This is a genomic window from Flavobacterium hydrophilum (assembly GCF_003202405.1).
Classification (GTDB): Bacteria; Bacteroidota; Bacteroidia; order Flavobacteriales; family Flavobacteriaceae; genus Flavobacterium; species Flavobacterium hydrophilum.
Map to the genome: position 1 here is coordinate 637272 of NZ_QJHL01000001.1, position 11932 is coordinate 649203.

Sequence of the window (11932 nt, forward strand, 5' to 3'; positions counted from 1 at the left end):
CTATTTTTTATCAACTACTGGGCGATTCTCTCTATTTGCCAACTCCCATGCAACAACAAAAGCAAGTTGGGTTCTTTTGGTTAAAGCATCATATTCAATTTTTTCTGCTATATCATCTTTTCCGTGGTAATCTTCATGGACTCCATTAAAAAAGAAAACGGCTGGAATGCCATGTTTTGCAAAATTATAATGATCAGAGCGCTCATAAAAACGGTTAGGGTCTTTAGGATCGTTAAATTTAAAATCCAAGTCCATTTTGATATATTTGTCATTTTGTGACACAACAGCATTATGTAAATCTGTAGACAATCTGTTGGCTCCAATAACATAAACATAGTTGTTTGTTTTAGCATGCTCTACATCACGGCGGCCAATCATATCAATATTAATATCAGCAACTGTATTTGCTAACGGGAATAATGGATTTTCAGAGTAATATCTTGAACCATGCAATCCGTGCTCTTCGCCTGTTACGTGAAGAAATAAAATTGAACGTTTTGGTCCGTGTCCGTCTTTTTTTGCTTTTGCAAAAGCCTTCGCCATTTCTAATAAAGCTACTGTTCCTGAACCATCATCATCGGCACCATTAAAAACTTCACCATTTTGAATGCCTACATGGTCGTAATGGGCTGAGATTACCAAAACTTCATTCGGTTTTTCTGAGCCTTCAATATAAGCCCAGATGTTTTCTGAATCTGGCAAGTTCTCATTGCGTCTTGCATTTAAAAAAGATGCCGGAATATGTTGATAATAGTCAGTTGCTCCTTTAGGAAATGAAATTCCATTTTCCTTGTATTGTTCAATCATGTAAAGTCCCGCTTTCTTTTGTCCTTTTGATCCGGTTTCGCGACCTTCCATTTCATCAGAAGCAACAACGTAAAGCATTTCTTTCAGGTCTTTTTCTTTAATGACCTTTATGTATTTGGTTGGGTCAGAATTATCTTTATAAGTAACCGATTGAGTGTTTTTACATGAAAATGCAGAAGCAATTAATAATAGAAATACAATTTTTTTCATTATTTGTTTTTAGTGTATGTTTATAAATGTGTAAATAACATAAAGGGATAGTAAAAATATAATAAAAAGAGCGTTTATAATGAATAATATCGCGCTTTTAACAAAAGAAACTATTCTGGATTCTCCATAAAAACGATGATGCGCAGGATAAAAATAATAACACATCCAGATTGTTCCGACAATGCCGGTAATGGTAGAAATAATACTCAACGGACTATCATCTCCAAAAAGACCGATAATCCTGTCAATCATAAACATTACAAGGAAAATCAGCAACAAAAATGAAAAATAATGAAGTGTAAAAATGCCATGATCGAAATAATACCATTTCTTTTTATCATGAAACAGCCATAGGAAAAAGGCGAAAAAAGGCATAATTATAAAAAGGATCTTCGGGATATTGTGAGAAAAGGATTCTATGAATTTTTCAATTATTTCTTTCTTAGTAAACTTTTCAGTTATATGTACCGCTTTTTCATAAGTCCAATAAGAAAATGAGTTAAGCTTATTTTTCTCGTTGCCATATTTCTGAATAGAATCAATTTCTTTCATTGATTTTAAATGAAAATATTTATCATTGCTTCCTATGTCCCCCAACTTTATATTAGATTTAACCATCTCCGCATTCAATTCTTTTTCACTTTTATTAATATTTTCATTAACACTGCCGGGAAATATAGCAATTAATAAAAAAGTAATAAAACTGATAAAGATATACAAACGAACAGGAGCTAAATAAGACAATCGCTTTCCTGAAAGGTATTCTTTTGTTAATGTCGCAGGTTTAAAGAGAAGGTTTTTAATGGTTTTCCAAAAAGCATTTTCGTAGTGTGTTAAGTCTTCAAAAAAATGAATAAAAAGATGGTGAAATGTTTTTCTGGAATCTGTGTTTTCCTGTCCGCAGTTAGGGCAGAATTTTTGCTCAACAAAATGACCGCAATTTAAACAGGTTTTATCTTCTCTAATCGGACTGTGTGACATGGACTTTTTTGGTTTTGATTAGTATATAATGCTTATTTTTTAAGAACTTCATTCAGAAAAAGCTGCAAATGTTCAAATGATCTTTTCGCAGCAACTGCATTATAGGCAGCGCCTTTAGAATTATCATTTCCAGCCTCCGGATTCGTAAATGAATGTACCGAATTTGCATAATAAATCATTTGCCAGTCGGCTTTTGAATCACGCATTTCTTGTTGAAAGGCAGCTATTTCTTCTTTTGGAACAAATGGATCATCTGCTCCGTGGCATATTAAAACTTTAGTTGAAATTGGTTCTGTTTTTCTGGCAGCATCCTTACCTAAACCGCCATGAAATGATGCAACTCCTTTTAGTTTCAGTCCTCCTCGTGCTGCTTCCAGAACTCCTGTTCCTCCAAAACAATATCCAATAGCTACAATATTATCAGTATTTGCTCCGGATTTGATTAATTGATCCAAAGCCAATTGAATTCGTTTTTGATAAGCCTGATAGTTATTTTTGTAAAATCCTGCCTGTTTTCCTGCTTCAGCAGTGTTTTTTGGATAATTTCCCTCACCATAAATATCAGCTATGAAAACGGTGTAGCCCAATTTTGACAGGTCCTCTGCAATTCCTTTAGAAGCATTATCAATTCCAAGCCATGCCGGCAAAAGCAAAATTCCAGGATTTTGGCTGCTTTTTTTCGCAGATTTTATAGACAATCCATTCAGAACCTGATCTCCATCAATGTATTTTACGGTTTTTAATTGGGCGTTCATAGTGCAGAAAAATAAGGAAATAACTAAAATAAAGAATGTTGATTTTTTCATGATTTTTTACAATTTTAAACAAATATCTGAAATATAATCGTACGAAAAAACCTCAAAATGGTTTTCTTTTGAGGTTTTTTAAAAGAATTCAAAATGTTGAGAATTATGTTTTTAGAAGATGTTTTAAAGCGTAATGTTTCTCTTAAAGGCACATCCTAATTCGACTATGGAATCGGTTTTGGCAATCCCTGAAATCCGGTCTATTTTTTCGTACAGAACCTTTCGCATATGTTCATGATTCTGGGCGATGATTTTGATGTAAAGCGTAAAAGAACCAGTTACATAATAACACTCTGTAATTTCCGGAATTGCTTTTAATGCTTCGATAATCCTGTCGGAATCTGAATCTTTATTGAGTGTGATTCCGGTAAAAGAAGCCCAGTCATAACCAATTTTTTTTTCGTTCACCAAAGGCCTGATTCCAGAGATGATGCCCTGTTCTGTTAATCTGTTAACACGCTGGTGTACCATGGTGTTTGAAATTTTTAAAGTAGCAGCAATAGTAGAAAAAGCCATTCTGCCGTCTTTTTCAAGTTCTTTTATAATTCTAATGTCAAATTCGTCTAAAGGGTTCATTTTTTAATGTTTAAAAATTAAAATTGACTTTTTTATTTCTTTTATATGTAAAATTAACTTTTTATTGGGTAAATAAAGTCAAAAATAGTGTCTTATATTGTTAAATAATATAATATGATTATTTTTGTAAAAGTTATAAATAGACAATCATGGCACATAAACAAGAAATCCTTTCAGTGAAATCAGAAGTTTTAATTGAAAAAGAAAATAAATACGGAGCTCACAATTATCATCCACTTCCGGTAGTGTTAGACAGGGGAGAAGGTGTTTATGTGTGGGATGTTGACGGCAAAAAATATTATGATTTTTTATCTGCTTATTCTGCCGTAAACCAAGGGCATTGTCATCCTAAAATTGTGGGAGCAATGGTGGATCAGGCGCAAAAACTGACTTTGACTTCAAGAGCTTTTTACAACGATAAATTAGGAAACTACGAAGAGTTTGTAACCAATTATTTTGGTTTTGATAAAGTATTGCCAATGAATACGGGTGCTGAAGCGGTAGAAACTGCTCTAAAACTTTGTAGAAAATGGGCTTATGAAGTAAAAGGAATTCATGAAAATCTGGCACAGATTATTGTTTGCGAAAATAATTTTCACGGAAGAACGACTACCATTATTTCTTTTTCAAATGATGAGAGTGCCCGTAAAAGTTTTGGACCTTTTACAGAAGGTTTTATAAAAATAGAATATGATAATTTAACGGCTTTGGAAAAAGCTCTTGAATCCTCTAAAAATATTGCCGGTTTTCTGGTGGAACCAATTCAGGGCGAAGCCGGAGTTTATGTCCCGAGTGAAGGTTATTTAGCAAAAGCAAAAGCCCTTTGCGAAAAACATAACGTCTTGTTTATTGCCGATGAGGTTCAGACTGGAATTGCCCGTACCGGAAAATTATTAGCGGTTCACCACGAAAATGTGCAGCCTGATATCCTGATTTTAGGAAAAGCAATTTCTGGCGGAGTTTATCCTGTTTCGGCAGTTTTGGCGAATAACGAAATTATGAATGTAATCAAACCGGGACAACACGGATCGACTTTTGGAGGAAATCCTGTTGCAGCAGCGGTTGCTATTGCAGCTCTTGAAGTGGTAAAAGACGAGCAGCTGGCTGAAAATGCTGAACGCTTAGGAATTGTTTTAAGAAAAGGCTTAAACGAAATAGCAGAACGCAACAATCTGATTACTTTGGTTCGTGGTAAAGGTTTGCTAAATGCAATCGTAATCAATTCTGATGAAGAATCAGATTTGGCCTGGGAAATCTGTCTGAAATTCAGGGATAACGGTTTATTGGCAAAACCAACCCATGGCAACAAAATTCGTCTGGCTCCACCTTTGGTTATTACCGAAACTCAGATTCAGGAATGCCTTGAAATTATTGAGAAATCTTTGAATCATTTTAGAAATTAGACTACACGCTGAAAGGAATTAATTTGATTCTAATAGCATTATTTAAAAAACCGTATCATTCCTGAAGGTATTAACTTCAAATGATACGGTTTTTTTATTGTACAAACTTTATTTTTTATCGAATGGCATCCAGTACAATCTCCTCATGAGTAATATTGGAGAGATTTATAGCAGTTTCTATTAGGGCTAAATGCGAATATGCCTGCGGGAAATTACCTAAAAGGCGTTTGGTTTCAAAATCGATATCTTCGCTAAATAACCCTAAATGATTACTATAAGAAAGCAATTGCTCAAAGAGTTTTTCCGCCTTCTTCTCTTCTCCAATTTTGTACAGACTGTTAATGAACCAAAAAGTACAAATGGTGAAAGAAGAGGAGGGAAGACCAAAATCATCTTTATTTTTGTATCGGTATAAAAGTCCGTCATTGCTCAGATCACGTTCAATCGCCTTAACTGTTGCCACATATTTTGGATCCATGGCTTCAATAAACCCGTAACTTTCCATTAAAAGTACAGAGGTATCAAGATCGTTAGAACCATAGGATTGTGTAAAAGCCTGTACCGATTCATTCCAGGCGTTTTCCATAATATCATTTTTTATAACTTCGGCCAAGGGTTCCCATTTTTCTACTTTGTGATTTTTGCCTAATATTTTGGCTACTTTGATGGCTCTGTCTATTGCTGTCCAGCATAATATTTTAGAAAACGTAAAATGTCGTTCTTCTGTTCTGAATTCCCAAATTCCTTTATCTGGTTCCTGCCAGTGTTTGTCGACTACCCAGACAATTCCTTTGGTGATGTTCCACAGTTCTTCACCATTTTCAGTATCATTGCTAAACGTAATAAGCTGCTGGTAAATCACATCCATCAAAATGCCATAAATATCATTCTGACGCTGAGAGTAGGCTGCGTTGCCAATTCTTACAGGCTTGCTTCCCATGTAACCGCTCAGGTGATCGAGGGTTTCTTCAGTCAGTTTTTTTTCTTTGTTGATGCCATACATGATTTGTAGCTTCTCATCTTTATTAGGAACCAGGTCTATAATAAATTGCAGATAATCTTTCGCGAGTTTTTTATGTCCAAGTTCAGAAATCACTTTTACTACCATAGAAGCATCCCTGATCCAGCAAAATCTGTAATCCCAGTTTCTGACCTCACCAATAGTTTCCGGCAGAGAGGTTGTGGCTGCGGCCAAAACAGCACCGGTTTTTTCATAACTAAGCAATTTCAGTGTGATAGCACTTCGGGCAATCTGCTCATTGTATTTTTTGTATTCTGTAGTTTTATCACTCCAGCTCAGCCAATAGGTTTTGGTTCTTTCGAATTCCAGATTTATTTTTGTGAGCGTTGGAATAAAAATTTTCTCATTATAGGCCATCAACAAATAGCCATCATCCTTAAGTGTGATCTCGTTTCCGTTAGCTATACTTTCCAGATCTAAATTGCTGTACAAGAAAAGCGAATCGAATTTGATTGTTCCTGTAAGGCTCACAATATGATTTGTTTTGACAAAACTGGTAGTAACGCCTGATGCATAATCAAGGCGCGGTTCATATTTTATTTTAAATGATGGCGAACCGGAAACTTTTTTAAAATACCGGATAATTTCCGGAGGAGCCATATAGCCTCCTTTATCTTTCCGGTAACGGGGCATGAAATCATTAATTTCAAAAGTATCAGTACCGTTAGAAAAGGTAGTTACTAATATACTTGTATTGGGTATGTATTTTTGAATAATTGTATAATCATCAGTTACCAGAATTTCGAAACTTCCTCCAATTTCCTGATCTAATATTTTTGCAAATACTGATGCAGAATCAAATTCCGGAAGGCAGCACCATTCGATGGCTCCTTTATCCGAAACCAATGCAGCACTGCGACAATTACCAATAATACCGTAGTTTAAATTCTTCATAAAGTAATCTTTTAGTTAGGTAAAAGGGTATTAATTATTTAAATTTACTAAAACGATGTTATTAATCCAAACCATTCTTAAATGAATAAAACAATTATAATTTCCAACAGGCTTCCTGTAGACCTAAAATTTGATGAAGAAAAATTAGTAGTAAAATCAAGTATTGGCGGTTTGGCAACAGGAATGAAATCAGTGCACTCTGAAGGAAACGGAATCTGGATAGGATGGTCAGGACTCACAGAAGAAGAAATAGAACCCAGCAGACAAAACGAAGTAGACAAGGCTCTGGCTAAAGAAAAATGTATCAGAGTTCCCCTGACAGCATACGATATAGAAAATTATTATTATGGCTTCAGTAATACTGCGCTATGGCCGCTTTTTCATTATTTTCAGGCTTATACTGAATTTGAACTTACACATTGGGAATCTTATAAAAATGTGAATCAGAAATTTGCTGATATCATCCTTGAAAATGTAAACGAAGGTGATACTGTCTGGATTCATGATTATCAGCTTTTATTGCTTCCTGAATTACTTCGGGAGAAAGCGCCAAATCTTACCATTGGATTTTTTCTGCATATTCCGTATCCGTCATTCGAGCTCTTCAGGACTTGCCCATGGCGTGATGAGCTATTATATGGTATGCTTGGTGCTGATCTTATTGGTTTTCATACGTATGATTATGTGAGGCATTTTATCAGTTCTACATCCAGAATTACCGGTCTTGAAATTCGCTTTAATGAAATATTTTACAAGGACAGAATTGTAAAAGTAGATTCTTTTCCTATGGGAATTGATTATGATAAATACCATAATGCGGCTCTGGAACACGAAGTACGTCCGGATGCTACAAAATCAGAACTGATGCACAATATCGAGCTGCATAATATGTCTTTTTCTGAAAGTAAGCTTATTTTATCAATCGACAGAATGGATTACACCAAAGGTATTCCGAACAGGATAAAATCTTTTGAATATTTTCTGAACAAATATCCGGAATATAAAGGGAAAGTAAGGCTGGTGATGCTTTCTGTTCCCTCAAGGGAAAATGTTCCTCAATACCAGCGATTAAAACGAGAAACAGATGAATTAGTGGGCAGGATAAACGGTCAGCTGGCAACTGTAAACTGGACTCCTGTCTGGTATTTTTACAGATCAATGCCGTTTGATGACCTGATTGATTTATATGTTGCTTCTGATGTTGCTCTGGTCACACCCACAAGGGACGGTATGAATCTGGTTGCTAAAGAATATGTAGCAACAAAAACACAAGGAAAAGGTGTACTTGTTTTAAGTGAAATGGCTGGCGCAGCTAAAGAAATGCATGAGGCACTTTTGGTAAATCCCAATAATTTCGAGCAGATTGCAGATACACTGAAATATGCCCTGGAAATGCCTGAAGCGGAACAAAAATCGAGACTGGAAGTCTTGAAGAAAAGAATTTCACGCTACAATGTAGAAAAATGGGCCGACTCATTTCTGAATGCCCTTGAAATCACTAAAAATGCAAAACCTGTCACAATTACCAAAAAAATGAATCCTGAAATAATTCACGATACTTTATTGGATTATAAGAATTCAGGGAAAAGACTGCTTTTACTTGATTATGACGGAACACTCGTAGGATTTAAGAATATACCCGGAGATGCAAGTCCGGATGATGAATTATATACTCTTTTGGACACTATTGCAGCAGATGAAAATACGGAAATCGCTATAATCAGCGGACGTGATCGTAAAACACTGGAAAACTGGTTTGGACATAAGAACTATACTTTAATAACAGATCACGGTGTATGGCTTAGGAAAAAAGAAAAAGAATGGGTAAGCCTGGAACACATTAAATCAGAATGGAAAGAAAATATCCGACCCATTATAGAAAGTTTTACAGACAGCACTCCCGGCACTTTTATTGAAGAAAAAAACTATTCTCTTGCCTGGCATTACCGAAGGGCTGATGCTGAGCTTGCCAATTTAAGGACAATGGAACTTAAACATGTTCTGACCAGCCTTTTGGCAAACAATTCGCTTTCAGTGCTGGAAGGGAATAAAGTGCTCGAAGTGAAGAGCAGTAATGTGAATAAAGGACGCGCAGCAGGAAGATTGGTAACTCAGGGCAATTATGATTTTATTTTGGCTATTGGAGATGACTGGACTGATGAATATATGTTTCAGGAATTACTGGAGAGTGCTTATACCGTTAAAGTAGGAAATACAAAAACTGCAGCCCGATATTTTGTCAATGATATCTCTGAGGTTCGACAGATTTTACAGATTTTAAAATAAACACAAAAAGGCGATTGAACAAACAATCGCCTTCTGTTTATAACTGCTTAAAATATCAAAAAAAGCAATTATGAGTTTGAGTTAGTGAACTCTGTTTTATTAGAACCTGACTTTTTTAAGTTCCCACAAAGTCTCGATAAATTTGTCGACATCCTGAGTGGTGTTATAAAAGGCCAGTGAAGGACGAACCGTAGTTTCGACACCCAATCTTCGTAAAATTGGCTGTGCACAATGATGGCCGGTTCTAACTGCAATTCCTTCTTTGTTTAAAGCCTGACCCACTTCGTCATTAGAATATCCTTGTAAATTAAAAGAAAGTACGCTGGCTTTGTTAGCCGCAGTTCCGATTAATCGAACACCCGGAATTTCTTTTAGGAGTTTCGTGGCATATTCCAGCAAATAATGTTCATATTGTCCGATCGCGTTGATACCGATTTTTGTAACGTAATCAATCGCGGCTCCAAGACCAATAGCGTCTGCTATATTACCGGTTCCGGCTTCGAAACGATTCGGGGCTTTATGGTATTTAATCTCCTCAAAAGTCACATCCTGAATCATGTTTCCACCTGATTGGTATGGCTGCATATCGTTTAGTAAATCTTCTTTTCCGTATAAAACACCAATTCCTGTTGGACCAAATATTTTGTGACCGGAAAAAACCAGCCAGTCGGCATTTAAATCCTGTACATCTACTTTCATATGCGAAACAGATTGTGCTCCGTCCAGTAAAACTTTGGCTCCAACAGCATGTGCCATTTCGACCATTTTCTTCGCAGGCGTTACAGTTCCGAGTGCGTTTGAAACCTGCGTAAAAGCCACAATTTTAGTTTTTGAATTCAGTAATTTAGCATATTCATCCAACAGAATTTGTCCGTCATCATCAACCGGAATCACTCGTAATTTCAAACCTTTTTTATCCGCTAATCGTTTCCACGGAACAATGTTGGCGTGGTGCTCTAAATTACTCACCACAATTTCATCTCCGGCTGAAAGATTGTTGTCACCCCAGCTTTGAGCGACAAGATTGATTCCTTCGGTAGCACCACGAACAAATACTACTTCATTTATCGAACCCGCATTCAGAAACACTTTTACTTTTTCGCGGGCAGCTTCATAGGCATCAGAAGCTCTTGCAGCCAATTCGTGTGCCGCACGGTGAATATTCGAATTTTCATGCTCATAAAAATAAGCAATACGATCGATAACCGATTTTGGCTTTTGTGTCGTTGCAGCATTATCAAACCAAATCAATGGTTTTCCGTTTACTTTTTCGCTTAGAATTGGAAAATCCTTTTTGATTAGATTAGCATCAAAAGGAGCACTTTCTAACTGATGAATTCCATGAAAAGAACTTCCTGTACCTGCTGTTGGAAATGAATTCTTTTTATCAAACGCAAAAGGATTGTTTTCAAGGAAATAATACGAATTCTGTGCTTCTGCCGGGTTTGATGTCAAAGCAGACTGGATTCCGAATGCTGTGTTGACACTTGCTAATGCTTCTCTCAATTCACTTTCAAAAGAGGAACTCTGCGTTTGAAAAGGCAGATAATTATCATTTAAAGGAAAAGAAGAAAAAGGATTATTGTCATTGCTGCTTCCTTTTAAATTAACATCACTAAAACCTGTATTAGGATTATTAATGTTGAAATTTTTGTCGTTAGGAAAAACAGTATCCAGATCCGTAATGGGATATAAACCGGCAACACCAGTGTTTGCATAATTTCCAACAGAAGGGGATACTCCAAAACCACTCACGGGTGAATGAGAAGGGTAGGTCGTAGTTGGATTCTGTAAACTGCTATTTGGCGTAAACTCGGCCAGATTTCCTGCACTCAATAGCGTCTCTACAACTTTAGTAGCTTTTGGATGATCGTTATGGTCCGGACTCAGTGAAATTTCTTTTGGAAACTCATTGGGTAAGGCCTTAAACAACTCATTGGCTATGTGCTGCAAATCTGCTACGTCATACAAACCGTTGTTGTTAGTATTTGTACTCATGATACTTTCCTATTTCTACATCTTCTAAAACTGCTATAGCGTCATCAACCAAAATTGCTAATGAGCAATAAAGCGATACTAAATAAGAAGCAATTGCTTTTTCGTTTATTCCCATAAAACGAACTGATAATCCAGGAGACTGTTCGCCTTGTAACCCCGGCTGAATCAATCCGATCACGCCCTGACGGCTTTCGCCTGTACGTAACAAAATGATTTTTGATTTACCATTTTGAATAGGCAGTTTATCTGATGGAATAAGCGGAATACCTCTCCATGTCAAAAACTGAGAACCAAATAAAGAAGTAGTAGGAGGCGGAACACCACGACGTGTGCACTCACGTCCAAAAGCTGCTATAGCTAACGGGTGTAATAAAAAGAATCCAGGTTCTTTCCACACTTTTGTCAATAATTCATCTAAATCGTCAGGAGTTGGCGCACCTGTTCTGGTTTTTATAATTTGAGAAGGAGCTACGTTGCTTAATAAGCCATAATCTTTGTTATTGATTAATTCGCTTTCCTGACGTTCTTTGATCGTTTCGATTGCTAAACGTAATTGCTCTGTAATCTGGTTATACGGCTTGCTGTACAAATCAGAAACACGTGTGTGAACATCAACAATGGTCTGAACAGCTGCTAAATTATACTCTCTTGGATTGTCGATGTAATCCACAAAAGTGTTTGGTAAAATTCTTTCGTCCCTTGCTGAGCAATCTACTTCGATATGGCTGCCGTCTTTTACTTTATTCAGACGATAAACTCCTGATTCTACCGGAGTCCAGTGTAAAAGATGTGTTAGCCAGCGTGGTGAAATAGTTCCGATTTGAGGAACAGAACGCGTAGCAATCGCTAATTGTCTTGCAGCTACATCGCCTAATGCTGTCTGTTGTTTTTTTAATTCTGTCATAATTTAATTTTTAAAGGTTAATTGATTGGTTTATTCGTTATTATGT

The 11932-nt window shown here is 36.4% G+C and carries 9 protein-coding genes; 2 read left to right on the forward strand and 7 right to left on the reverse strand.

The window, feature by feature from the left end; translation table 11 throughout:
* The 4 genes from DMB68_RS02745 to DMB68_RS02760 all read right to left on the reverse strand — a co-directional run bounded on the left by DMB68_RS02745 (position 1) and on the right by DMB68_RS02760 (position 3380).
* Positions 1-1017: a M28 family peptidase gene (locus DMB68_RS02745; RefSeq protein ID WP_110345135.1), complete on the reverse strand. Its 1017-nt coding sequence runs from the start codon at positions 1015-1017 to the stop codon at positions 1-3.
* Positions 1018-1026: 9 nt separating this feature from the next.
* Positions 1027-1998 carry a DUF3667 domain-containing protein gene (locus DMB68_RS02750; protein ID WP_110345136.1) on the reverse strand — a complete coding sequence of 324 codons (972 nt, stop codon included), beginning with the start codon at positions 1996-1998 and terminating at the stop codon, positions 1027-1029.
* 32 nt (positions 1999-2030) lie between these two features.
* Positions 2031-2804, reverse strand: coding sequence for a dienelactone hydrolase family protein (locus tag DMB68_RS02755; RefSeq protein ID WP_110345137.1), 774 nt, complete (start codon positions 2802-2804; stop codon positions 2031-2033).
* 123 nt (positions 2805-2927) lie between these two features.
* Positions 2928-3380: an Lrp/AsnC family transcriptional regulator gene (locus DMB68_RS02760; RefSeq protein ID WP_110345138.1), complete on the reverse strand. Its 453-nt coding sequence runs from the start codon at positions 3378-3380 to the stop codon at positions 2928-2930.
* A gap of 149 nt (positions 3381-3529) precedes the next feature.
* On the opposite strand from DMB68_RS02760, the gene rocD reads away from it, so the two are divergent.
* Complete coding sequence (gene rocD, locus DMB68_RS02765; protein WP_110345139.1) at positions 3530-4783, forward strand: ornithine--oxo-acid transaminase; 1254 nt, start codon at positions 3530-3532, stop codon at positions 4781-4783.
* Between the two features lie 115 nt (positions 4784-4898).
* Here the strand turns inward: rocD and DMB68_RS02770 are convergent, their stop codons facing one another.
* Positions 4899-6698, reverse strand: coding sequence for a glycoside hydrolase family 15 protein (locus DMB68_RS02770; RefSeq protein ID WP_110345140.1), 1800 nt, complete (start codon positions 6696-6698; stop codon positions 4899-4901).
* A gap of 81 nt (positions 6699-6779) precedes the next feature.
* Between DMB68_RS02770 and DMB68_RS02775 the strand changes: the two genes are divergently transcribed.
* A complete protein-coding gene (locus DMB68_RS02775; protein WP_110345141.1) occupies positions 6780-8984 on the forward strand; it encodes a bifunctional alpha,alpha-trehalose-phosphate synthase (UDP-forming)/trehalose-phosphatase in 2205 nt (734 codons plus the stop codon).
* Between the two features lie 99 nt (positions 8985-9083).
* Here DMB68_RS02775 and DMB68_RS23705 read toward each other — a convergent pair whose 3' ends face one another.
* On the reverse strand, positions 9084-10982 hold the full coding sequence (locus DMB68_RS23705; protein WP_110345142.1) for a family 2A encapsulin nanocompartment cargo protein cysteine desulfurase: 1899 nt from the start codon (positions 10980-10982) through the stop codon (positions 9084-9086).
* Positions 10966-11886, reverse strand: a complete 921-nt coding sequence (locus tag DMB68_RS02785) for a family 2A encapsulin nanocompartment shell protein (RefSeq protein WP_110345143.1) — start codon at positions 11884-11886, stop codon at positions 10966-10968. Before DMB68_RS02785 ends, DMB68_RS23705 begins: the two co-directional genes overlap by 17 nt.
* Positions 11887-11932 lie beyond the last annotated feature (46 nt).

Excerpts from the sequence above, each read along its gene's own strand:
- DMB68_RS02745 (WP_110345135.1), bottom strand. The coding sequence starts at position 1,017 with ATGAAAAAAATTGTATTTCTATTATTAATTGCTTCTGCATTTTCATGT.
- DMB68_RS02750 (WP_110345136.1), bottom strand. The coding sequence starts at position 1,998 with ATGTCACACAGTCCGATTAGAGAAGATAAAACCTGTTTAAATTGCGGT.
- DMB68_RS02755 (WP_110345137.1), bottom strand. The coding sequence starts at position 2,804 with ATGAAAAAATCAACATTCTTTATTTTAGTTATTTCCTTATTTTTCTGC.
- DMB68_RS02760 (WP_110345138.1), bottom strand. The coding sequence starts at position 3,380 with ATGAACCCTTTAGACGAATTTGACATTAGAATTATAAAAGAACTTGAA.
- rocD (WP_110345139.1), top strand. The coding sequence starts at position 3,530 with ATGGCACATAAACAAGAAATCCTTTCAGTGAAATCAGAAGTTTTAATT.
- DMB68_RS02770 (WP_110345140.1), bottom strand. The coding sequence starts at position 6,698 with ATGAAGAATTTAAACTACGGTATTATTGGTAATTGTCGCAGTGCTGCA.
- DMB68_RS02775 (WP_110345141.1), top strand. The coding sequence starts at position 6,780 with ATGAATAAAACAATTATAATTTCCAACAGGCTTCCTGTAGACCTAAAA.
- DMB68_RS23705 (WP_110345142.1), bottom strand. The coding sequence starts at position 10,982 with ATGAGTACAAATACTAACAACAACGGTTTGTATGACGTAGCAGATTTG.
- DMB68_RS02785 (WP_110345143.1), bottom strand. The coding sequence starts at position 11,886 with ATGACAGAATTAAAAAAACAACAGACAGCATTAGGCGATGTAGCTGCA.